This is a genomic window from Collinsella sp. OM07-12, assembly GCF_003438275.1.
In the GTDB taxonomy this organism is placed as follows: Bacteria; Actinomycetota; Coriobacteriia; order Coriobacteriales; family Coriobacteriaceae; genus Collinsella.
In genome coordinates this window covers 26,444-50,925 of the sequence record NZ_QSTQ01000007.1, presented here as the reverse complement: position 1 = coordinate 50,925, position 24,482 = coordinate 26,444, and the positions used below count along the sequence as shown (strand labels likewise).

The 24,482-nt window shown below is 61.7% G+C and carries 17 protein-coding genes; 6 read left to right on the top strand and 11 right to left on the bottom strand.

Features of this window, described 5'->3' with window-relative positions:
- Positions 1–118 precede the first annotated feature (118 nt).
- Positions 119–1,900 (bottom strand): dihydroxy-acid dehydratase, encoded by a 1,782-nt coding sequence (gene ilvD, locus DXB98_RS03755; protein WP_117743203.1) that lies wholly within the window; start codon positions 1,898–1,900, stop codon positions 119–121.
- A gap of 264 nt (positions 1,901–2,164) precedes the next feature.
- Here ilvD and DXB98_RS03750 point away from each other — a divergent pair, with 264 nt between their 5' ends.
- From DXB98_RS03750 to DXB98_RS03725, 6 genes are all read left to right on the top strand, one after another.
- Positions 2,165–3,778, top strand: coding sequence for a PTS transporter subunit EIIC (locus DXB98_RS03750; protein WP_117743202.1), 1,614 nt, complete (start codon positions 2,165–2,167; stop codon positions 3,776–3,778).
- Between the two features lie 153 nt (positions 3,779–3,931).
- A complete protein-coding gene (locus tag DXB98_RS03745) occupies positions 3,932–5,269 on the top strand; it encodes a 6-phospho-alpha-glucosidase (protein WP_117743201.1) in 1,338 nt (445 codons plus the stop codon).
- A 249-nt stretch (positions 5,270–5,518) separates the two neighbouring features.
- Complete coding sequence (locus DXB98_RS03740; RefSeq protein WP_158553137.1) at positions 5,519–6,289, top strand: MurR/RpiR family transcriptional regulator; 771 nt, start codon at positions 5,519–5,521, stop codon at positions 6,287–6,289.
- 62 nt (positions 6,290–6,351) lie between these two features.
- The gene (locus tag DXB98_RS03735; protein WP_117743199.1) at positions 6,352–7,047 is read left to right on the top strand and encodes a FadR/GntR family transcriptional regulator; all 696 of its coding nucleotides are present in this window, start codon (positions 6,352–6,354) and stop codon (positions 7,045–7,047) included.
- 159 nt (positions 7,048–7,206) lie between these two features.
- Positions 7,207–8,016 (top strand): gluconate 5-dehydrogenase, encoded by an 810-nt coding sequence (locus DXB98_RS03730; RefSeq protein ID WP_117743198.1) that lies wholly within the window; start codon positions 7,207–7,209, stop codon positions 8,014–8,016.
- A 122-nt stretch (positions 8,017–8,138) separates the two neighbouring features.
- Positions 8,139–8,780 carry an RpiB/LacA/LacB family sugar-phosphate isomerase gene (locus DXB98_RS03725; RefSeq protein ID WP_117743197.1) on the top strand — a complete coding sequence of 214 codons (642 nt, stop codon included), beginning with the start codon at positions 8,139–8,141 and terminating at the stop codon, positions 8,778–8,780.
- 149 nt (positions 8,781–8,929) lie between these two features.
- Here DXB98_RS03725 and DXB98_RS03720 read toward each other — a convergent pair whose 3' ends face one another.
- The 10 genes from DXB98_RS03720 to DXB98_RS03670 form a co-directional block, all read right to left on the bottom strand.
- On the bottom strand, positions 8,930–10,879 hold the full coding sequence (locus DXB98_RS03720) for an NAD(P)/FAD-dependent oxidoreductase (protein WP_117743196.1): 1,950 nt from the start codon (positions 10,877–10,879) through the stop codon (positions 8,930–8,932).
- A gap of 200 nt (positions 10,880–11,079) precedes the next feature.
- Positions 11,080–12,297: an FAD-dependent oxidoreductase gene (locus DXB98_RS03715; protein ID WP_117743195.1), complete on the bottom strand. Its 1,218-nt coding sequence runs from the start codon at positions 12,295–12,297 to the stop codon at positions 11,080–11,082.
- Between the two features lie 102 nt (positions 12,298–12,399).
- Positions 12,400–13,305, bottom strand: a complete 906-nt coding sequence (locus DXB98_RS03710) for a sugar phosphate isomerase/epimerase (protein WP_147330295.1) — start codon at positions 13,303–13,305, stop codon at positions 12,400–12,402.
- Between the two features lies 1 nt (position 13,306).
- Positions 13,307–14,545 carry a glycoside hydrolase family 105 protein gene (locus DXB98_RS03705; protein ID WP_195543847.1) on the bottom strand — a complete coding sequence of 413 codons (1,239 nt, stop codon included), beginning with the start codon at positions 14,543–14,545 and terminating at the stop codon, positions 13,307–13,309.
- A 107-nt stretch (positions 14,546–14,652) separates the two neighbouring features.
- Positions 14,653–15,321 (bottom strand): SGNH/GDSL hydrolase family protein, encoded by a 669-nt coding sequence (locus DXB98_RS03700; protein ID WP_233505077.1) that lies wholly within the window; start codon positions 15,319–15,321, stop codon positions 14,653–14,655.
- 69 nt (positions 15,322–15,390) lie between these two features.
- Positions 15,391–17,556 carry a pectinesterase family protein gene (locus DXB98_RS10270; RefSeq protein ID WP_199407112.1) on the bottom strand — a complete coding sequence of 722 codons (2,166 nt, stop codon included), beginning with the start codon at positions 17,554–17,556 and terminating at the stop codon, positions 15,391–15,393.
- A gap of 134 nt (positions 17,557–17,690) precedes the next feature.
- Complete coding sequence (locus DXB98_RS03685; RefSeq protein ID WP_117743192.1) at positions 17,691–19,286, bottom strand: glycoside hydrolase family 28 protein; 1,596 nt, start codon at positions 19,284–19,286, stop codon at positions 17,691–17,693.
- Between the two features lie 117 nt (positions 19,287–19,403).
- Positions 19,404–20,963 carry an MFS transporter gene (locus DXB98_RS03680; RefSeq protein WP_158553136.1) on the bottom strand — a complete coding sequence of 520 codons (1,560 nt, stop codon included), beginning with the start codon at positions 20,961–20,963 and terminating at the stop codon, positions 19,404–19,406.
- A 411-nt stretch (positions 20,964–21,374) separates the two neighbouring features.
- Entirely contained in the window at positions 21,375–22,859 is a 1,485-nt protein-coding gene (locus tag DXB98_RS03675) for a UxaA family hydrolase (RefSeq protein WP_117743190.1), read from the bottom strand.
- A 75-nt stretch (positions 22,860–22,934) separates the two neighbouring features.
- Positions 22,935–24,449, bottom strand: coding sequence for a tagaturonate reductase (locus DXB98_RS03670; RefSeq protein ID WP_117743189.1), 1,515 nt, complete (start codon positions 24,447–24,449; stop codon positions 22,935–22,937).
- Positions 24,450–24,482: the final 33 nt, after the last annotated feature.

The following is a 24,482-nucleotide window of genomic DNA, read 5'->3' as shown; positions in this document are numbered from 1 at the left end:
ACACGCTTTCGTCCGGCAATACGCCTGCAATTCAGACAAAAAGAGCCCCGAGCTCGTATTGAACTCGGGGCTCTTTGTGCCACGTATCCATGAGAGGAGAATTCGATGCGTAAGGGCGCTACTCCATGTAGCCACCCTGGATCGCGGAAACGGCGTGCTCGGTAAAGAACTTGAGCGTGCCGGAGGTGTAGCGGTTAGCCTTGGGCTTCCAAGCAGCGCGACGCTCGGCCAGGACGGCATCGACCTCGGCCGGCTCCATCTCCTTACCGGCGATTCCCACGATGGACAGCGTGCGCTCGGGGATATTGATCTGGATCAGGTCGCCCTCCTCGATCAGGGCGATCGGTCCGCCCACGGCAGCCTCGGGCGAAACGTGACCGATAGCCGGGCCCTTGGAGGCGCCGGAGAAGCGGCCGTCGGTGATCAGGGCAATGCTGGCGCCCAGCTCGGGATCGCTGGCGATGGCCTCGGTGGTGTAGAACATCTCGGGCATGCCGGAACCCTTGGGGCCCTCGTAGCGGATGATGACGGCGTCGCCGGGCTTGACCTCGTGCGTCAGGACGGCGTGGATGGCGTCCTCCTCGCAGTCGAACGGGCGCGCCTTGAGCGTAGCCTGGAACATCTCGCGCGGAACAACGGTGTGCTTAACGACAGCGCCCTCGGGAGCAAGGTTGCCGTGCAGGATGGCGATGGAGCCGTCGGTGCCGAAGGCCTGGTCAAACGGACGGATGATGTCCTCGCGCTTGAGGTTCCACTTCTCCAGGTAGCGGCCGCACTTCTCGTAATAACCGCGTGCCTTGAGATCCTCGAGGTTCTCGCCGAGGGTCTTGCCCGTGACGGTCATAACGTCGAGGTGGAGCATCGACTTGATCTCTTCCATGATGCGCGGCACGCCACCCGCATAGTAGAAGAACTGCGCCGGCCACTCACCTGCGGGACGAACGTTGAGCAGGTAATGGGCGCCGCGATGCAGGCGATCGAAGTCGTCGGCAGACATCTCGATGCCAAACTCACGGGCGATCGCGGGGATGTGCAGCAGCGAGTTGGTGGAACCGGAAATGGCGCCGTGGACCATGATAAGGTTCTCGAAGGACTCCTTGGTCACGATATCGCGCGGGCACAGGCCCATGCGGGCGAGGCGCACCGCTTGCCGGCCCGACTCGCGCGCGAACTCACGCAGGTCGGGGCTCGTGGCGGGTAGGAGCGCCGCGCCCGGGAGCGCAAGGCCGAGCGCCTCGGCCGTTACCTGCATCGTGCTCGCGGTACCCATGAAGGAGCAGGCGCCGCAGCTGGGACAGGCGTTCTGTTGTGCCCAGAGCAGACGGTCGTGCGAGATCTCGCCGCGCTCGTATTGGGCGGAGTACATACCGAGCTGCTCAAGGGTGAGCAGGTTCTTGCCGCATGCGTGGTCGCCGCCTGGGGCGTCGTCGAAGGCGTCCATCACGCCGCCGGTCACCACCACCGAAGGGATGTTCAGGCGACCCACGGCCATGAGATGCGCGGGCATGCCCTTGTCGCAGCTGGCCACGAACACGCCGGCGTCGAAGGGCGTCGCATTCGTGTGGATCTCGATCATGTCGGCGATGTAGTCGCGGCTGGCAAGCGAGTAGTTGATGCCGTCGTGCCCCTGTGCCTCACCGTCGCAGATGTCCGTGGTGAAGTACCTCGCGCCGTGGCCACCCTCCTCGGCGACGCCGGCGCGGGCCTCCTCCACGAGCTCGAACAGGCCCGCGGACCCCGGATGCGAGTCACCGAACGTCGATTCGATGATGACCTGCGGCTTTGACAGGTCCTCGGGTTTCCACCCGCTGCCGATGCGCAACGGGTCGAGCTCGGGCGAGAGCTTGCGGTATTTCTGGCTGCGCAGCGGATGATCGGCGGAATTGTTCGCGGTGTTCATCATGTACTCCAAATTCATCAGATGAATTAACTGATGGAGAAAGTATAGGACGAGCACAGCGTTACGGCAATTCTCATGTAGATCAATATCAGCGCACGATTGAAACGGGTACAAGTTCCGAAATCGCGAAACAGGTACCGCAAATTACATCAGACCTTTAATCGTCCATGTACTGGCACCTATGATGCAAGCCGTGCTGCGCACCCCGTGCGCGCAGCGGGCCAACGGATCCGGCCAGACACCACGACAACGAGAGGAAACACCATGAAAGAAAAGGCAATGGGGGCGATGCAGGCCTTCTCCAAGGCGATGTTCATCCCTGTCCTCATCCTGCCGATCGCCGGTCTCTTGATCGCATTCGGCAACATCTTCACCAACGCCCAACTCCTGCAAACATTCCCGTTCATGAACAACCCCGTCACCACGGGCTTCGGCACGATCCTCTCGGGGTCGCTCGTCTCGATCCTGAACAACCTCGGCCTCATCTTCTGCGTGGGCATCGCCGTGGGACTCGCCCGTAAGAAGAAGGCTGAGTCGGGCTTCAACGCGGTCCTGGCGTTCCTCGTGTTCATCAATGCCATGAACAAGTTCATGGCGCTGCAGGGTATGCTCGTCGACCCCACTGCCCTTCAGGGCTCCGGCCAGACGAACGTCCTCGGCATCCAGGTCCTCGACATGGGTGTCTTTCTGGGCATCATCCTCGGCCTCATCGTCGCGGCCGTGCACAACCGCTTCATCGACACCGAATTCGACAACGCGTTCTCCATCTACGGCGGCCCGCGCTTCGTCTTCATCGTCTCGATCCCCACAGTCATCATCCTCGCCGTTATCCTGACCTTTGTGTGGCCGGTCATCCAGGGCGGCATCGACAGCCTTGGCTTCTTCATCAACCAGGCGGGCAACTTCGGCATCTTCCTCTATGGCATGCTCGATCGCCTGCTCATTCCCACCGGCCTACACCACCTCGTGTACACGCCGTTCCTCTACACCAAGCTCGGCGGCACCGCCGAGGTCGCCGGCCAGGTCTACGAGGGCGCTCGCAACATCTACTACGCGCAGATCGCCGACCCCGCGACCCAGGTCCTCTCCGCATCCGTGGTGTGGGACGCCCGCGGCCTCTCCAAGATGTTCGGCCTGATCGGCGCCTGCCTTGCCATGTACCACACCGCCAAGCCCGAGAACAAGGGCAAGGTCAAGGCCATCCTCATCCCCGCCGCCTTCTGCTCGTTCATCGCAGGCGTCACCGAGCCGATCGAGTTCTCGTTCCTGTTCGTCGCGCCGATCCTGTTCGTGGTGCACGCCTGTCTCTCCGGCCTCGGCATGGTCGCCTTCAACGTGCTCGGCTGCCGTGCGATCGGACCGAACGGCTTCATCGACTTTCTGCTCTATAACCTCCCGTTGGGCATCGGCAAGACGCACTGGCCCATCTACATCGCCATCGGCATCGCCGAGTTCATCGTCTACTACCTTGTGTTCCGCGTGCTCATCACCAAGCTCAACCTCAAGACGGTCGGTCGCGAGGACGATGGCGACGAGGTCAAGCTCCACAGCAAGACCGAGTACAAGGCCAAGGTCGCCGGCGAGGGCGCCGCGGCGGGCGAAATCTCCGCTGCCAGCAGCGAGTCCGGTGTGAACGCCGCCCTCATCGTGGAAGCACTCGGCGGCGCCGAGAACATCCAGAAGGTCGATAACTGCTACACCCGCCTGCGCCTGATCCTGAAGGACACCGACAAGGTCCAGGAAGAGACGCTCAAGAGCGACACCGGCGCCGTGGCCGTGATCAAGAAGGGCGAGAACGTCCAGGTGGTTTACGGTCCCCAGGTGCGCCAGGTCCGCGCCGCCGTGGACGAGCACCTCGGTCTCGACGACGAGGAGTAGCCCTTTCCCCTTGCGGGCCGGCGCATCCCCACCGCCGGCCCCCCTTGAACACCATCCCCGCCCATCCGCGGCGTGACTCATCCCTCAAGCAACACCATCCACCCCGATTTCGCCTCTATCCAATCCACTCTGCAAGCCATTGGAGGAACCACCATGACCGAAGGCAAGAAATTCAACATCGTCATCGCCGGCGGCGGCAGCACCTACACGCCGGGCATCGTGAAGATGATGCTCGAGCACCAGGACAGCTTCCCGCTGAGCTCCATCACCCTCTACGACAATGATGGCGAGCGCCAGGCCGTCCTCGGCGAGGCCCTCGCCATCGTGATGCGCGAGGACGCTCCTAACGTCGCGTTCTCCTACACGACCGACCCCGGAGAGGCCTTCACAAACAAGGACTTTTGCATGGCTCACATCCGCGTGGGCAAGTACGAGATGCGCAAGCTCGACGAGCGCATTCCGCTGAAGTACGGCGTGCTCGGCCAGGAGACCTGCGGCCCCGGCGGCATTGCCTACGGCATGCGCTCCATCACCGGTATGCTCGAGATCATCGACTACATGGAGCGCTACTCCCCCGAGTGCTGGATGCTCAACTACTCCACCCCCGCCGCGATCGTGGCCGAGGCCTGCCGCGTGCTGCGCCCCACCTCGCGCGTGATCAACATCTGCGACATGCCCGTAGGTACGCGTCGCCGCATGGCCTACATCGTGGGCAAGGACTACGATGACCTCGACGTACGCTACTTCGGCCTCAACCACTTTGGCTGGTGGACCTCGGTGAAAGACGTCCGCACCGGCGAGGACTACATGCCGCGCCTGCTCGAGTACGTGGGCGAGAACGGTTACCTCACCCAGAAGGCGATCGACACGCAGCACATGGACGCCAGCTGGATCGCCACGCACAAGAAGGCGGCCGACTTGCTGAAGCTCGACCCGCAGTTCCTGCCCAACACGTACCTCAAGTACTATCTCTACCCGGACTACGTGGTCGAGCACTCCGACCCCGACCACACGCGCGCCGACGAGGTCATCGAGGGGCGCGAGAAGGAGGTCTTCGGGGCAGCGCGCGAAATCGTGCGCAAGGGCACGGCGACCGGTGGCGAGTTCACGGTCGACAACCATGCGTCGTTCATCGTGTCGCTGGCGCGCGCCATCGCGTACAACACGCACGAGATCATGCTCTGCATCGTCGAGAACAACGGGGCGATCGCGAACTTCGACGACGACGCCATGGTCGAGGTCCCCTGCGTCGTGGGTATGAACGGCCCCGAGGCCATGTGCCAGGGCAAGATCCCCACGTTCGAGCGTGGCATGATGCAGGAGCAGGTCGCGGTTGAGAAGCTCGTGGTCGAGGCGTACACCGAGGGAAGCTATCTCAAACTATGGCAGGCGCTCACTCTCTCCAAGACCGTCCCCTCCGCGGGCGTGGCGAAGCTGATCCTCGACGACCTCATCGAGGCGAACAAGGCGTACTGGCCGGAGCTCAAGTAAACCCTGCGCCGCGAGGCCCGCGCGGGGCGGCAACGGAGGTCCCGCCGCGAGCCCCGAAGCGCTCGCGGCGGCGAGGCTGAACAGGGCCTTGCGTCGGCGCAAGCACATGGACCGGGCGAGCCGGCATTCCAAAGCGATCTCATCTGCAACGCAGGGGGTCGCTTTTCTATATCGATAAGACCACATTTCCATGCACATGCCCTACAATGCCCTATAGGTAATCACGAGCGCGCGATGCGGAGGCCCGACGTGCCACGAGAAATCGACCTGTCGAAGATCATCGGCGACCGCCGTCTTTCCGATGCCGAGCGGGCGGTGCTCCAGTTCGTCGCGGCCCATCTGGCGGAGGCCCGGACCCTCGGCGTGCGCGAGATCGCGCGCCGGTGCTTCACGTCCCCCTCGACCGTCATGAGGCTCACGCGCAAGCTCGGATACAATGGGTTCGTGGACATGTGCTATCGGCTGCAGGCGGAATATACGGGGTGTCCACCGTCCGTCGTCAAGCCGAACGGGGCCGCCAGCAACCTGGACTCACGGGCGCCGGATCTCGCCCCATCGCCGGCGGGCGGGGCGGCGCTGCCCGATGTTGCCCGGGTACTGCGCCACTCCATCGGCTTCGTTCACATCTACGGATGCGGGTTCTCATCCCTTACCGCCGCGTACCTGTCCAAGAAGCTGCTCGGTCTCGGCGTGCGGGCGCTGCATTCGTCCGCGGATGACTCGATCGCCATCTTCGAGAACAATCTCGACCGGACCGATGCGCTCATCGTGTTCTCGCGATCCGGACGCACGCCGCGCGTGCTCGACCGCGTAAAGATCGCCGGCGAGGAGGGAATATGCACCGTCGCGTTCACCGGAGACCGCCCGAGCCCTCTGCGGGACGCTTGCGACTTCCCCATCCTTGTCGCGGACGAGCAGGCGCTCGATGACCGTAACACCGACTTCACGCTGTATTTCGCCCGATGCATCGCGCTGATCGAGTATCTGATGGACGAATACCAGCGCCTCTCGTTCTCCTAGAGTAGGATGAGGGAATGCGGGCCGTCACCCCCGCGCTGATCGGCTCCCGAGAAAGGACCGCCATGGCCACAAGCCCCGATAAGAGCCTGCCCGAACGGTTCGCCGACGAGATCTCGGCCTACATCATCGACAACAAGCTCGGCGCGGGCGACCGGCTCCCCAACGAGTCGTCACTCGTCGAGATGACAGGCGCCGGCCGAAGCACCGTGCGCGAGGCCATGAAACTGCTGCAGTCGCGCAATATCGTGCGCATTAAGCAGGGCTCGGGCACCTATGTGGCGTCGAACCCCGGCGTTGCCGACGACCCGCTGGGCTTTACCTTTATCGATGACAAGCAGCGCCTGGCGCGCGACCTGCTCGAGGTGCGCTTTATGATCGAGCCGCAGATGGCCAGCATGGCGGCCGAGCACGCGACCGACGACCAGATTGCCTGCATCAAGGAACTCTGCGACGAGTCCGAGCGCCTGGCCGCCCTTGGCGAAGACTATTCCGCCGCCGACACCGCGTTTCACAATGCCATTGCCGAGAGCTGCGGAAACCTTGTCGTTCCCCGCCTGATGGGCGTGCTCAAAGCCTCCGTTCCCCTATTTATCGATGTAACGGGCAAAAAGCTGGTCGAGGAGACTATCCGCACGCACCGCGGCGTGGCCGACGCCATCGAGGCGCGCAACCCCACCGCCGCGCACGACGCCATGTATCTGCACCTGGTCTACAACCGCAACATGATCGCGGAAGGCGCGATGGCGAAAAGCGAGTAAGAGGCATCGCGACAACCGATTTCAACCGTTCACCTTTTAAAAGTGAACGTTCACCTATTTTTAGGAGAATAGGGGCGTCAATTCCTCCGCTTCTCCTATACTGAGCTTGTATTAAAAGCAAGACTTATATAGATGAACGTTTCTTTTGAAAGGATCGCTATGTCTGATCTTATGGACAGCTTCCGCCTGGATGGCAAGGTCGCACTCGTGACCGGCGCCACCTACGGCATTGGCATGGCCATTGCCGAGGCGCTCGGCGAGGCCGGCGCCAAGATCGCCTTTAACGCCCGCCACGCCGACAAGGTCGCCGAGGCCGAGAAGCACTACCGCGAGCTGGGCTTTGAGGCTCACGGCTACGTGGCCGATGTCACTGACGAGGCCGTCGTCGCCGAGCTCGTCGCCAAGATCGAGGCCGATTTTGGCACCACGCCCAACATCCTGGTCAACAATGCAGGTGTTATCCAGCGCACCCCCATGCTCGACATGAGCGCCGAGGACTTCCGTCGCGTCGTCGACATCGATCTTAACGCCCCGTTCATCGTCTCCAAGGCCTGCCTGCCCGGCATGATCGCCAAGGGTCACGGCAAGATCATCAACATCTGCTCGATGATGAGCGAGCTTGGCCGCGAGACCATCGCTGGCTACGCCGCTGCCAAGGGCGGACTCAAGATGCTCACCAAGAACATCTGCTCCGAGTTTGGCGAGGCCAACATCCAGTGCAACGGCATTGGGCCTGGCTACATCGCCACGCCGCAGACCGCGCCGCTGCGCGAGACGCAGCCCGATGGCAGCCGTCACCCGTTTGACCAGTTCATCATCGCCAAGACCCCGGCCGCCCGTTGGGGCACGCCCGAGGACCTGAAGGGCCCCGCCGTGTTCCTGGCTTCCGACGCCTCGAACTTCGTCAACGGCCACATCCTCTACGTCGACGGCGGTATTCTCGCATACATCGGCAAACAACCTGCTTAGGCGCTGCGCTCCCACATTTAGGTTCATTTAGTAGTTGCGGTGAAATAGGGATTGATTTTGGCTTCTACCAGGCAAAACAGTCTGTATTTCACCGCAAGTTAGAAATAGGAAGGTATTTCGCAATGAAGATCGCTCTCATCAACGAGAACTCTCAGAACTCCAAGAATCCCATGATCGAGGCTGCCCTCAAGAAGGTCGTCGAGCCCATGGGCCACACTGTCTTTAACTACGGTATGTATGCCGATGCCGACTCCAAGCCGCTCACCTACGTTCAGAACGGCATCCTTGCCGCCGTGCTGCTCAACTCCGGCGCTGCCGACTATGTCGTGACCGGCTGCGGTACCGGCGAGGGCGCCATGCTCGCCTGCAACTCCTTCCCCGGCGTGCTGTGCGGACATGTCGCCGACCCGCTGGATGCCTACACCTTCGCCCAGGTCAACGACGGTAACGCCGTCGCCATGCCCTTCGCCCTCAAGAACGGCTGGGGCCAGGAGCTCAACCTCGAGTACACCTTCGAGAAGCTCTTCGGCTTTGGCTCGGGCAACGGCTATCCTGCCGAGCGCGTCGAGCCCGAGCAGCGCAACAAGAAGATTCTCGACGGCGTCCGCGCTGTGACCATGCGTCCGCTCGTCGACGTCCTGGGCGAGATCGACCAGAATCTGGTCAAGGGCGCCCTGGCTGGCGAGCACTTCCAGGAGTACTTCTTCGCCAACGCCACCGACGAGACCATCATCGCCAAGGTCAAGGGGCTCCTGGGTCTCTAATCGCACGACCCATCGCAGCGGACGCAAGCGGCGGCCGTCCCAACAAGGGGACGACCGCCGCTTTTTGCTATCGACTGGTGCAATGGGGTCAGGTTTACATGCATCAAGTTAGTGCAAAGTAACCTGACCCCCATGCACCAAGGGGTTGACTAGAGGGCGCAGGCCACGTTGTAGCCGTCGCCGATGGCGTCGCGGATGTTGCCACACTTGTTGGCGTCGCCCAGCACGTGGGTGGTAACACCGGCTGCAGCTAGGTCGTCGGCGAGCTTAGTGTTGGGACGATAGCCCATGGCCAGCACCAGCGTATCCGCACCGGTGATGGTGTGAATCTCGCCGTCCTTCTCGTAGCTGATGGTGTCCTCGGTGATCTCGGTCACCTTGGCCTCGGTCAGCACGTGGACGCCCTTAGAGAGCATGCGCGTGATGAGCACCGCGCGACCGGCGCCGCCCTCGTTGGCGGCAAGGGTCTTGGTCATCTCGATGACGGTGACGTCGCGGTTGGCCGGCGACAGGTCGTTGACCAGCGGAGCCAGATAGTCGGCCGTCTCGCAGCCGACGGTGCCGCCGCCCACAATGACGATCTTCTTGCCCGGGAAGGCATTGCCGCCCAGCAGGTCGTCAGCCGTCATGACCTGCTTAAAGCCCTGCATAAAGGCCGGAGCGATAGGCTCGGCGCCATAGGCCAGGACAACCTTGTACCCGGCGTAGTCGCGCTGAATGTCCTCGGCCGAAAGCTCGGTACCAAAGACGCACTTCACGCCGGCCTCGGCCAGACGACGATACTGGTACTTGATCACGCGGGTGAGCTCCTGCTTTGCCGGCGGAACGGCAGCGATGCGCATCTCGCCGCCCGGCTCATCCTGCTTGTCCACGAGCACCACGTGGTGGCCACGCTTGGCAGCAATGAACGCCGCCTCCATACCCGCGGGACCGGCGCCCACAACGAGCACGTTCTTGGCCTCGATGGCGGGCTCGTAGCCAGCCTCGTCACGCTCGACATCGGGGTTAACGGTGCAGGAGATGCGCTTGCCAAACATGATGCCGTTCAGGCAGCGCAGGCAGCCGATGCAGGGGCGAATCTCGTCGGCGTTGCCGGCAGCCGCCTTGTTGCAGAACTCGGCATCGCACAGGTTGGCGCGGCCCATCATGCAGATGTCGGCGGCACCGTCCTCGATCAGCTCCTCGGCAATCCACGCCTCGTTAATACGGCCGACCGTGGCGACGGGAATGTTGACGTGCTTTTTGATCTCGCGCGAGCAGGCGGCATGCGAAGCCTGCTGCGTGCCTGCGGCGGGAATCGCGGAGCCGCGTTTGATGGTGGTGCCGCCCGACACGTGGATCATGTCGACGCCGGCCTTCTCCAGGCGACGCGAGACATAGATCATGTCGTTGAGGGTCAGGCCGCCATCGGTGTACTCGTCGCCCGAAATGCGGACGTCGATGATGAAGTCCTTGCCGCAGCGCTCGCGAATCTCGGCGATGACCTCGAGCAAGAAGCGCATACGGGCATCGAGCGAGCCGCCGTACTCGTCGGTACGCTTGTTGTAGAGCGGGGTCAAGAAGCCACCGAGCATGCCGTGGGCGTGTGCCGCATGGACCTCGACGCCATCGACGCCGGCCTTCTGCATACGCACAGCAGCGTCGCCAAACTGGTGCGTGAGCTCGTGAATCTCGTCAACTGTAATGGGGCGCGGTGCCTCGCGGGCGTAGGACGGGCCCACAAAGGACGGGGCGATCAGGCGCGGCGTGCCCGGGATGTTAAAGGCCATATAGGCGGGGTGGAAGAGCTGCGGCATGATCTTGCAGCCGTACTCGTGCACGGCGGCGGCGAGCTTTTCCCAACCGGGAATGAACGTGTCGTCATAGCAGCACATATCGCCCGGCAGGTAGGTGTAGGTGGGCTCGACCGTCACGACCTCGGTGATGATGAGGCCCACGCCGCCCTTGGCACGAGCGCGGTAGTGATCGACCAGGTCATCGGTCACATAGCCGTGGTCGGCCAGGTTGGTGGACACCGGCGGCATAAAGACACGGTTCTTGACCTCGGTCGTACCGACCTTGATGGGGCTAAAGAGCATCGGATAGGCGGAGGACTCCATACAGGTTTCCTTTCGTTTGAGCCGCGTGGCGGCACTTGCTGATTCCCCTATCGTATCAGTATCCGCCCGGCGCACAGCCGCACGCACTCCCCCACCTTTTGCTCGACCCATAAAAAAGTTGCGGTGGAATAGTTCCTGAATGAGGCTCTTGGCGCACCAAACAGGAACTATTTCACCGCAACCGATAAGGGTGGGGTGGGTTAGAGGCCCAGGTAGGATGTCATGCCTTCGACGGCGAGCTTGGCGCCGGCTACGGCATGGACGACCGTGAGCGGGCCATTGACCACGTCGCCAGCGGCAAAGACGCCGGGCACGGTAGTCATTCCATGTTCGTCGACCGAAAGCAGGCCGCGATGGTCGGTCTCCAGACCGCCCGTCGTAAGCACGAGCTTGTCCTTGGGCACCTGAGAGGCCGCGATGACGATGGTATCGGCCGCGGCATGGTCGAGCTCTTCCTCGTAGCCCACCACGTTGTTGCCCTCGTCAAAGATAGCCGTCTCGAACACAGGGCCGTTATCGTCGATAGCGCAGATGGCCTTGCCACACACGATCTCGGCGCCGTCGAGCTCGGTCAACTCGACCTCGTCATCGATGGCAGAGATATGGCGCGAACGGGCATACACGGTAACCTTGCGGGCACCCGAACGCAGTGCCGTGCGGGCCACATCCATGGCAACGTTACCGGCGCCGATGACCGCCACGTTCTGTCCGATCGCCACACTCGTGGGGTCGACCAGATAGTCGATACCAAACAGCACGTTGCCGCGCGACTCGCCGGGAATCCCCAGCTTGCGGGCACGCCAAGTGCCGGTGCCCACAAAGACCGCATCGTAGCCGTCGCGCAGCAGGTCGTCGATGTGGAGCGCACCGCCGATGGTGGTCGAGGGGCGAACGCGCACGCCGAGCGAGCACATCACGTGGCGGTACTTTTGCACGAGCGAGCGCGGCAGACGGAACTCGGGGATACCGTACTCCAGCACGCCGCCGATCTCGGGCCGCTGCTCAAAAACAGTGACGGCGCAACCCAGCTGCGCCATCTTAATTGCCACGGTAATGCCGGCTGGGCCGGAGCCGACCACAGCGACCTGCTTACCGCACGACGGCGCGGGCTTCCACTCCTTACGGTCCAAATACGCTGTCGAGATATAGTTCTCGATGCTCGAAAAATGCACGGGTGTGCCCTTGCGGCCCTGGATGCACGCGCCCTCGCACTGGCCCGAATGGTTGCACACCATGGAGCAGACCGCGCTCATGGGATTGTTCTGGAACAGCAGCTCGCCCGCCTCTTCTAGACGACGCTGTTTGAACAGGTCGATGACCTGCGGAATAGGCGTCTGAACCGGGCAGCCCTTAATCTGGCAGAATGCCCTTTTGCAACCTAGGCAACGATTCGCCTCTTCGACAATGTGGATAGCCACGCAGCTCCCCTTTTTGATTCAATCCAATGGGGCGACGATAAAGATCCTTCACCGCTGCCCCAGTCAGGCAAACTTAATCGACCGCCACGGCAAAAGCCAATGCTATAACTCGCGATGCGAAGCCCCGCAGCGAGCGGACATGTGCTCGAGTGTCGCCAGGCAGTCAGCCGCCGTCGCCGGCACACTGTTCTCGACCACGCAGGGAATCCCAGGGCAGGCGGCAGCCGCCCAGGCCACCACGGGCTCAAAGTCGTATCGCCCCGTCTCCCCCACGCCATGACACACCAGGCGCGAACCCGTACCGTCGCACCAACCTGCTTTGTCCTCGTTATCAACGACCTCAAAATCCTTGGCGTGCAGCACGCGGATCTTACTGCCGCATAAGTAGAGCACGCGTGCTGTGATTTCCTGCGCTTCGTCAACGACGCTGGGGTGCAGCAGCGATACCGGGTCATAGATCACGCCGAGCGACGGGCTCGAGACGCGCTCCAGCACCTCGCGGCAGCGATCCGGCGTGTTGACCGTCTCGTTCCAGCCAGGCTCGATCAGTATTTGCCCGCCCACGGCCTCGGCGCGCTCGCAGACGCGTGCGAGTCCGTCCATAAAAGCCTCAAGCGCCTCATCGGTCATGCGGTCGTCAGCAACGCGGTTCTGCGCATTGGGGCGACCGGTCTCGGTACCCACCGGGCAGCCGCCGAGCATCTGGGCAAAGTTCAGGCATGCCTCGTACTCGGCAATGTTATCCATGAGCTGTTGGCGATCGGGCGTCGCCAAATTCTTATAGCAGCCGAGCACGGCGACCGAAACGCCCGACTCATCGAGCACGGCACGCAAATGGTCGGCAAGCTCGCGGGTCAGGCCGCCTCGATCGATCCCCATCGATGCGTAGAGCACCTTGCTCGGCAGCTGAATGCACGAAAAGCCCAGCTCTCCCGCCATGCGAATGCGTTCCTCGACGGTCCCCTGCGGAAGGTCGTGCAAACGTACACCCGGAGTAACAGCCCCCACGTTATTCACATCCCTTATGAGCGTTGATGCCCGGGGTGTATCCGCCAAACGGGTCCTCGATGGAGCACACGCCCGAGGGGGCGAGCGGATCGCGCTTACCGGCCAGCTTGTCGTGATGCATGGTCTCGATATAGGCAAGCACCAGCGGCGCCACACCCTTTGCATCATTTTTGACCACGGGCTCGCTCATGTAGTAATCAAACGTGCCCTCGCGGTGCGCGGTGTTGCCCAGGCCCGCAACCAGGCAGATGTTGTCGAGCGCCAGCTGCCCGTCATACTCGGACAGGCAGGTCTCGCAGATGCCGTCGAAGGCGCGACGACCGTACTGGTAGTAACGCTCGCCCAGCACGCCCAGACGCACACCCTTCATGATGGCATTGGCAAAGATGGCGCTGCCCGACTCCTCCAGGTAGTTGGGGGCGATATTGGGCAGGTTGATGACCTGGTGCCACATGCCGGTCTTCTCGTCCTGATACGGCAGCATGGCGTCGATCAAATCGTGGAACATCTTGCGGATCTCGTCCTTCTCGGCTGACATCGAAGGCGGCATAAGCTCCCAGGTGTCGATGAGCGCCATGGCAAACCAGCCCTCGGCGCGCAGCCAGAAGTTAGCCGAAAGACCGGTGACCGGGTCGCACCAGAACTGTTTGCGGCTCGCGTCGTAAGCGTGATAGTACAGACCGTTGAGGGGGTTGCGCATCAGGTCATGCACGACCTGGAACATATGGAAGCTGTCCGAGCAGGCACGACGGTTGTGGAAGCTCAGCTCGTACTGCATGTAGAACGGCTGTGCCATGTACATGCCATCGAGCCAAATCTGGTTGGGATAGACGGCCTTGTGCCAAAACACGCCCTCTTTGGTGCGCGGCTGGGTCTCGAGCTGGCGGTAGATGGTGTCCATGGCGGCACGGTACTTGGGCTTGCCCACCAGGTCATACAGCTTGTAGAGGGTCTTGCCCGCATTGACGTTATCGAGGTTGTACTCCTGCGGGTTGTAATGCTTGATGGTACCGTCGTCCTGGACAAAGAAATCGATGTAGTCATCGGCGAACGTCAAGTAGCGCTGCTCACCCGTAATCTCGTACAGCTCGATGAGCGCCTTGATCATGCAGCCGTCGATATAGTTCCAGGTATTCTCCTTGCCGGCGCGAATCTTTTCGATGTTCCAAGCCGGCGCCTGCGGCGTAGAGGTTTCGATCAACTGCTCGATATAACGGTCCAGGATTTGATTGCAACCCATTGCTGTCCCCTCTGACATAAACGATAGGTGAACGTTACCCCTAGTGTAACGCGAACGGGGAATATAGGGTGAACGTTAACCCTATATTCCCCGCAAACGGCAGACTTTTAGCGGCAAACGGCGGTGAGACCCGCGGCGATGCGATGCGCCAGGCGCTCATAGCCAGCCGGGCTGTAGTGCAGACCGTCCGGCATATAGAGCTCGCGGTGCTCCGGCAAAAACGGGCTGATACCGCTTTGCGCATACAGGTCAATCACCGGAACGGAGTAGCGGTCACAGACCTCGAGCATCGCTCGCACGTAGACGACCTGCGTCAGGCCCAAATGGTTCGCCTCATCGCTTGCCGGGATATCCTTCTCGTGCTTACCGCTCGTCTTGCACGGCGTCATAAACACGAGCTTTGCCCGAGGCGAGCGTGCCGTGATGGTTCGGATCAGGTAATCGAGCGCACCGTAGAACTCATGCACATCGGTACTGCCCAACTCGCCAAGCGGCACGTTGCGGCTAAAGTCGTTGACGCCGCCAAAGACAATGTAGATATCGGCCGCATCGTCGATACCGTCCAGGCGCTCGACAAACGAATCGGTACGGTCGGCCTTGATGGCGATACGCGAACCCTTGATGCCAAAGTTCTCGACGACCGCGCCTCCCAGCAGCGTGCCCAGATGCGAGGTCCACGAGATGTCGTTGCCTCCCCCACCGCAGCCGTTGTCGCCCCAGGTCGTTGAGTCGCCAAAGCAGCAAATGGTCGATTCACTCAAACTCTTCGTTTCCATAATCTTCTCCTCATCCGCCCATCGGCGGTCATACAGGAACGTACCGTTTCTTCGCAGCATGCCGAGGGGCTATGCACGGGCGCATTCCGCAACGTGCGAATCGAGCCATTCGATATCCTCGGCAAGATGTGCCACGCCCAGATGGTGTTCACCCGGACACACCTCGTGCCGCAGGCCATCTCTGCGACCCAGCAACTTGTAGGCATCGCGCACGATCTCGAGCTGCTCGTCAACATTTTTCAGCCCGCGCGAACCGTTCAGATGATCCTCTTCGCAGCTTTGCACCAGCAGCGGATGCGGCGCGATGAGCGAGGCAATATCGCCCATGTCGAGTAAGCGCCAAAGTCCGGGTGTGTAGTTGCAGCTGCAATTGCCATTGAGATGCAGCAGCGAATCGTCGACACCGTACAGATAGCCCGAGACAAACGCCTTGCGCACACGCGGGTCGAGTGCGGCCAGGTACAACGTCATGTAGCCGCCACCCGAAAAACCAAAGCAACCCAGGTCATCCAGGGCAATGTCGCCGCGCGCCTCCAAGTAATCGATCAAGCGCATGTTGTCCCAGACGTTGAGGCCCGCGACCGTAAGACCCAGTGGCTCGGCCATACGTGCCTGATTCAGGCACGTACCGCGCAGGTAGCTGTTCTCGTCATCGCCCTGACCCTTCCAGTCACGACGGTATCCCCAGCCGCGCGCGTCGGGGCAGACGGTCACGTAACCCATGCGTGCCAAACGCAGACCGTAGTCGTAATTGAACTTACGCGCGGCATCATCGACCGCCGGCACGCCCGTCACGCCCGCAACACTTGCGGCGCCTGCTCCCTGATGGCCATGCGGGCAGATATAGCAACACTTGCGGCCGCGCGCATCGAGCTTAGGCGACTGCGGCTCGAGCAGGTAGAACGGCATCCAAACGTCGCGCTCCACCTGCAGCATCGCATGGGTGCGCACGATACCGCCGGCAATCTGCACCCGATCGAGTTCGCGCGCCTCAATCGACACGCGATCCATAATCGATAGGCCCAACAGGTCAAACAGCCGAACCCTCGTCGCAATCTGCCATGCCTCAAAGTCTTCGGGCGTCGTGCCCTTAAATGCGGCGGAGCGGCCCTCACGCTTAAGGCGCTCACGAAATGCCAGTTCGTCTTCGTAATAGGTGTCGATATGCACCGTGCGACCGTTATCGGAAAGACTGTCGGTCTCCGCAGCGTCGCCCGGGCCACCTTCGGGGTCCCAGCCGTCCGCACCGGAAAGCACCTGTTCGCGGGCGTATCGGGTAGTGGCTGTCGCATCGAGCTCGTGCGCCCATGGCGCCCAGTTTTCGGCATCATTCGCCGGGCCATGTAGGCTTGCACCAGCGTAGTGCGCCCTCTCGTGCGCCGCTGGCTTAGCCCAATCCCACCAACCTTCGCGCTTGATGTGTTGCCCCAGCCAGCAATCGATCAGCACGGTTTGCGCCCATTCGCGCCAAGGACGGCCCAGGTAGACCGAATCCGGTGCCACGTCATCCGGAGCTGTAAACGAACAGCCGTGGAACACGAAGCCGTACGGCTCTCCCTCGGGCGTCGATGCCGCCGTCACGTAACCGTTCACGTCCATATCGCGGTTGAGCGAGCGAATCTCGCACCCCTCAAAGTAGGCACGCGCGCCGCCAAAGATAAAGTCGACATCGCCCTCAATCCGACAGCGTCGGAAATACTGACGGCCCACCCGGCGCGGCGCATACTGTTTGGGTCCTATAAACCCGCCCGGTTTGGCCTCATGCGGCGGCAGCGGACCCAAAAACAGCGTGTCTTGGCGCCCCGTAATGCAACAGGCGTCGACCACCAAACGGTCGCCGTCGGCGTACAGGGCAATCGCCTGCCCCGCCTCGCGACCGTCGCCGGCATCGTTGACGATTGTGAGGTTCTCGAGCCGCACGTCGTCGGCATCGACCAAAACGGTATAGGTCCTAAAGGTGCCGAGCGTGCCGTCGACGCCCGAGCCGTCCTCCGAAGGCATCTTGGCACATAGACTGCCAACGATACGCACGCTGTCGGCCGTCTCTCCCTCAATCGTCACATGCGGCCGACGAATCTCGACCCGCTCGCAATACTCGCCCGGATCGACATGAATCGTCACCGGCCGCTCAGTATCCGAATAGAGCTGATCGGCTGCCTCCAAGGCTTCGGAGATACTGCGGTATGCCCCCTCACGCTCGGTCGATACTTCAAAAACTTGTTCTTCAATCATCATCAGTCGCCACACCCTTTCGTCGCGGATCGCCTATGCTGCAGTTCCGGCATATAAAGAACGCGTGCGATGGGTCGGGAAGGCCCCGTCCATCGCACGTCACAACATGCCGAATTCGATTGTTTAAGAGCAGACGCTTACGCGCGCACAACCTTGTCGACGTTTTGGAGTTGCAGTTCCTCGCCGTCCTGGCCCTCGATGCTCACATTTTGCAGGTCGAGCACCTTGACGTTTTGCGCGATGATGCCCTGGCGCACCATCGGCTCCACGCCACAGGCCATGGCCGGGACAAAGGGCTCGGCATCCTCCGCGAAGGTCACATGGACATCCTGGAACGTCAGGCGCGTCACTTTGCTCTCGGGCAGGCCCGTGATGTAGGCCGCGGCGGCATGGCAGTTGGTGGCCTCGATATCGCGGAACGTCGTGGCACCAAAGCCGGGCGTGCGGTCGTCGACGGGCAGCGCCTCGCGGTTCTGGACATAATCGGTCTTGCCGTCCTTGTCGCAGAAGTAGAACGAGTTGACCACGAAAGGCGTGAGCACCTCGTCCATGCGAATGTGCTCGAAGGTGATGCCCTCGTTGACGGCGTCCTTGCCGCGACCGCGACGGGTCTTGACGCGCAGGCCGCGGTCGGTGCGCTCGAACAGGCACTTGCTCACGGTGAGGTCCTTGATGCCGCCGGCCGCCTCGGAACCCAAGACCACGGCGCCGTGGCCATCATGCATGTAGCAGTGCGAGATCAGTACGTCGTGCGTTGCGGGGCGAAGCTCGGACTCAATGCCCAACTTGCCGCTCTTGATGGCGATGCAGTCGTCGCCCACCGAGAACTGGCAGCCCAGGATGCGGACAAAGCCGCAGCTCTCGGGGTCGAAGCCGTCGGTGTTGTGGGAGTTCTTGGGGCCCTCGATGGACAGGCAGAGCGCATCGACGTGCTCGCACAGGATGGGGTGGATGTTCCACGCCGGGCTGTTGCGGACGGTAAAGCCGGCCAGGCTCACGTTCTCGCACTCGGACAGGAAGATCATGCGCGGACGGGCGACTTCGCGGCCCTCCTCGGGACGGAAGATATTCTTAAAGTCCTTGTTCCACCAGTTGTCCTCGGCAAAATCGGTCTGACCGTCGATCGCGCCGCGACCATAGATGCACACGTCGTGCACGCTTAAGCCCGTAAAGGTGGAGCAATAGGTCGAGAAGCTCTCGCCCTCCCAGCGGCCCAACGGGGTCATGTCGGTACCGGCGTAACCGGCGCCCTCGTCGCCCTTGACCGTACCGGGGATGTAGGCAAGCGCCGCGCGGTCGTGGCGAGCCAGCAGCACGGCGCCCTCGGCAAGCTCGATGTTGATATTGCTCTTGAGGAAGAGCGACTTGATGCGGTAGTTGCCGGCGGGAATCAGCACGCGGCCACCCTTGGGGCAGGCCATGATGGCAGCCTGGATGTTGGTGGTGTCGTCGTGCTCAGCATCGCCCTTGGCGCCGCAGTCGCGAACGTTAATGGTAAAAGGCTCCGCCGGCGTGGTGACGCCCACACTCAGCTCGCGCTCGCCGCAAACAAAGCGGACCAAGTTGCGCTTGCCGGGAACCAGGCCGTCGACATAGGTCTCGACCGCGTTCGTGGTGCCAGCGGGCTCGTCATTGACAAAGATCTCCCACGTATCGGCGCAGGTAAAGTAGCCGCCGTCGTCGAGCTCGATCACGGCTGCGCGGGCGTTGCGCCAGATAACGTTCGTCTCCATGGGTTTCTCCCTCAAAAAGATTCTCTAAAAGTTAATTGTACGCTGTTGTAAAAAAGGGCCGTACCTGCCGGCGGATATCCGGTGGCACGGCCCTGTGATGTGGACGATGCGCTTGCCTTACTCGGCGGGCGTCACGCTGCCGTCCTGGAAGCCAACGTTATTGTGAGCGAAGCAGTCCTCATACTTGAAGCCGGAGAGCTCCTCGCAGAGCGCCTTGACCTCGGGCTGGACGTCGGCCATCTTGCCGCCCTCCTTGACGCGCTTGATCTCGTCGCAGAGGATGTCGCACTGCTCCTTGTCGATCTTGATGCCGCGGGCAAGGACAGCCGCGAGCAGGAAGAAGCCGGCGCAGCCGATGAGCATGTAGCCGCAGATGTACAGAGGCACGGTAGCGGGCTGGGTCACAGCGTCGCTGTTGCCGGCGGTCTGAATGAAGCCGGAGGCAGCGAGGACGATAGCCCATGCGTTGACGGCGACAGCCTGGGCGATCTGCTGGCAGAGCTGCTGAGCGGAGCTGTAGATTCCCTCGCGACGACGCAGAGTGATGAGCTCATCGACATCGGGGATGTAGTTGAGCAGAACATCGGGCAGATACTGGAAGCCAACGTAGAAGAACTTCCAGATGGCGAAGATGATGGGGTAGGCGATCATGGCGATGGCGACCGTGGAGGTGCCGTTAATCTGACCAAAGGCGAAGTAGTTGTAGGCGATGATGCACGCAGCGCAACCGACGTTGGCCAGGTACCAAGACTTGTGGAAGCCCCTCTTGGCCATGAGGGCAACCCAGATGGCGGTGCAGACGATAGCGACGACCTTGCCGGGCATCTCCATCACGGACTCATAGGACTTAGGAATCTGCAGGCAGTAGACGATGAAGAAGGACAGGCACGCAGACCAGCAGGCAGCAGCGAGCTTCGTGGAGACCTGTGCATACAGGACCTTGCGGAAGGACTTATTGCGGAAGGTAGAGACAACGTCGATGAAGAACTTCTTGATACCCTCGCCGACGCTCTCGATCTTCTCCTGAGCCACCTCCTCGGGGGTGTGCTCCCACGTGGACAGGTACACGCACAGCAGCGAGATTGCCATGACCGAAGCGTTGACCGTAGCGATGATGAAGTAGCTGAACGGGTTAGTCTCGCCGAAGGTGCCAAAGCCAAAGCCGACGAGTGCTGCCATCAGGAAGCCGGCGGCGTTACCAAAGAGGTGCTTGTAGCCGGTGAGGTACGTACGCTCCTTGAAGTCGTCGGTCATCTCGATGGTAAGCGGCGACAGGTTGGCGGTGCAGAACGTATACGCGACGTTGTAGATCAGGTACAGCACAAAGTAGTACGGGAAACCAAACGGCGTAGCCACAAAGATGAGCGGCTCGGCGACCATCATCGGGATTGCCAGCAAGATCCAGAAACGGCGGCGGCCAAAGATACGGCCGATCTTGGTAGCGTAAAAGTTATCGGCCACAAAGCCCATGAGCGGGCACAGAATGGCGTTGAGATAGATGGCGAACGAGCTGATCAACGCAGCCTCGCCTGCGGACAGACCGCACTCCGTGGACAGGAACAGCACCATGTAGCTGTGCGTAAAGGTCAGGGCACCAGAGTTGAGCATGCCGCCCATACCAAAGCCCAAGCGCGTCCAGAATGTGATCTTGCGCTTTTTACCGATCTTGTTAGTCATCGAGCTCCCTCTCTTTTCTCGATTGTCTTGGAACAAGACATTGGAGTCCATACCGACGTCTGTCTGCATGCCGTTCAGGGTGAACGTTTAGCTAGATTATGCGCGATTGCTTATAATAGGTGAACGTTCACTTGTATATTATCCTTGAACGGTCGTTTTTTGCCGTTGAACGGGCCTGAAAATGAAAAAATCCCTGCATTTTTGATTATCAAGTCGATTCAGCACCACGCAACAACTAGGTGAACGTTCATTGTTCTCTGGAGATGAGGGAGGTGCCGGGCACCCTTCCCCAAAAAAAGCCGTGCACGACAACGCAACGAGAAACGAAAAACGACCCCGCCGAGATTGTCCTCGGCGGGGTCGCCCAGTCTTTGCAGCAGCTTATTCAATCACGCGCTCAACGTGTCATCGCTACAGGCAGACGCCGTCCTTCCAGATGCTGATCTCGTGACAGCCGCGACGCTCGGCGCTGGTAAGCTTGCCGCTCGCCGTGTCCAGCACCAGCTGATACAGATCGCCGGCAGCCTCATCGAGCGTACGCTCGCCCGTAGCCACCACACCGGCGTTAAAGTCCATCCAGTTGGCCTTGTGGTCGCACAGGCGCTGGTTGGTGAACACCTTGAGCGTAGGCGCCGGCGCACCAAACGGCGTGCCGCGGCCGGTCGAGAACAGGATCACGTGGCAGCCGGCAGCCGTCAGGGCCGTGGTGGATACCATGTCGTTGCCCGGACCGCACAGCATGTTCAGACCATGCTTGGTAGCCTGACCGGCGTACGGCAGCACGTCGACGATGGGGGCAGATCCGCCCTTTTGCACGCAGCCGCAGCTCTTGTCCTCGAGCGTGGTGATGCCGCCATCCTTGTTGCCGGGGCTCGGGTTCTCATAGACGACCTCGCCGTGGCTAATGAAGTAGTCCTTGAAGCCGTTGAGCATGTCGGAGGCGGCGTCAAAGACGTCCTGGCTCTCGCAACGATCGAGCAGAATGCTCTCCGCGCCAAACATCTCGGGCACCTCGGTGAGCACCGACGTGCCACCGCGGGCTACGACCATATCGCTCACGCGACCGATCGTGGGGTTGGCGGTAATGCCCGAAAGACCGTCAGAGCCACCGCACTTAAGGCCAATGACCAGTTCGGAGGCGGGAATGGGCTCACGCTTGGCCCGCTTGGCCAGGTCGGCCAGCTCGGACAGGATCTTGTGGCCCTCGACCTGCTCGTCGGCTACATCCTGGCAGGTGAGGAAGCGAACGCGCTCGTGATCGAAGTCACCGAGCTCGTCGAGCACCTGCTGGTGCGTGCAGTTTTCACAACCGAGCGATAGGAACAGCACACCCGCAGCGTTTGCGTGACGCGAAAGCGCCACCAGCAGACGGCGTGTCTGGGCGTGGTCGGCGCCGGTCTGGGAACAGCCAAAGGGATGCGGGAAGTAGTAAACGCCCTCCAGCGAACCCTCGACCAGATCCTGAGCCTGCTCGCACATGGCGCGCGCGACCTCGTTGACGCAGCCGACCGTGGGGATAATCCACAGCTCGTTGCGCGTGGCGGCGCGACCGTCGGCGCGACGGAAGCCCATAAAGGTCTCGGGCTCAACCGGCTCAACAACCGGATGCGTCGGGTTGTAAGCGTACTCGACCTCGCCCGAAAGGTTGGTCTTGACGTTATGCGTATGAAGCCACTGACCGGGCTGGATGTCGCCCGTCACGTGGCCGATAGGAAGACCGTACTTGACGACGTCCTCCCCCGCCGCAATGGCACGCACGGCCATCTTGTGGCCCTGCGGAATATCCTCCGCGGCAACGACCTCGCCCACCCCGGGAACCGCGACGGCGGCGCCCTTGGCAAGCGGCGACAGCGCGACGATCACGTTATCGGCCGGATTGATCTGGATAGTGTTCATTACAAATGGTCCTAACCCTACAGGTTGAGCAGAAGTCGAGGCGCGGGCAAGCCGTCTGGCGCCTGCACCGGGAATTTACGCCTGAGCGTTGGCGAAGGCCTGCTTGGCGCCCTCGACACGCACGACGGTGAGCGCGTTGACGACAAACTCCTCGAGACCGGTGATCTGCGTAAGGTCCTCGCCCCACATTTGCTCATTGGTGAGCACGTCGTGCACCAGCTCGGCATCGTCTGCACCGGCGTGGGCGGCGTAGAAATCGAGCACGAAGGCATCGTCCTGAGCGGTGTACTCGGTGCCGTCGGCACGGCGCAGGTGCAGGCCATCGCCCTCGCGAGCAACGAGCTCCTGAGTATAGAAGGCAATGAGCGTAGCGAGGCTCGTCGCCAGGCACTTGGGCAGGTTGCCGGTCTCGGCAACATAGTCCTTGAGCGTGGGCAGGTCGCGAGCACGCCATTTGGCGGTGGAGTTGAGGCAAATGGAGAGCAGCGCGTGGTCGATAAACGGGTTGTCGAAGCGGTTCTCGACGGCGGCAGCAAAGGCCTTGCAGTCCTCGACGTCCAGGTCGGCGGCAAGCGTCGGGATGACCTCGTCGTAGAGCATGGTGTTCATGAAGCCGCGAACAGTCTCGTCATGCATGCAGTCGCGCACGATATCAAAGCCGGCAACCCAAGAGCCCGGAACAAAGGCGGTATGGGCACCGTTGAGGATGCGGACTTTGCGCTTCTTGTACGGCGTGACATCGGGGGTAACAAAGACGCCCGGCAGGCCGGCCTTTACGAAGGGAAGCTTCTCGGCAAGCGACTCGTCGCCCTGGATACCCCACATCTGGAAGGGCTCGCGCACGGCCAGGAAGGGATCCTCGTAGCCCAGGCGCTCGGCCACGGCAGCGGCCTCCTTGGGGTCCCGGATGCGGCCGGGGACGATAGTGTCGACGAGCGTGGTGCAGACGGTGCAGTCGTTGGCCATCCACTGCGCAAACTCGTCCTCCCAGCCCCAGTCGCTCACGTACTGGTTCATGATGCGCAGCAGCTCCTCACCGTTGTGATCGATGAGCTCGCAGGCGAGCACGATAACGCCCGGCTTGCCGGCGGCCCAGCGGGCGTGAAGGACCTGGGCAAGCTTGGCAGGGAAGCTCGCGGGCGGCATGTCGTCGGCCTTGCAGGACGGGTCGTAGGCGATACCGGCCTCGGTGGTGTTGGAGACGATGATCTCCAGGCTGTCGGAGACGGCGACCTCCATCATGGCGCGATAGTCGTCCTCGCGATACGGGTTGAGGCAGCGGCTGCAGGCGCTGATCACGCGGGACTCGTCAACCGTATTGCCGTTCTCCTTGCCGCGCACCAGCACGGTGTACAGGTCGTCCTGAGCATTGATGCCATCGGCAAAGCCAAAGGCGCCGCTGATGGGCTGCACCATGACAACCTTGCCGTTCCAGCCGGTGGCCTCGTTGCCCATGTCAAAGAAACGGTCGACGAAGGCGCGCAGGAAATTGCCCTCGCCAAACTGTAGAACCTTCTCGGGAGCGTCCTTGGGCAGCAGATAGCCCTTGTAACCGATCTTCTCGAGCGCATCGTAGCTGATGTTCTCCATCTGTGTCTCTCCTTAGATAGCTGTTAGCGTGCA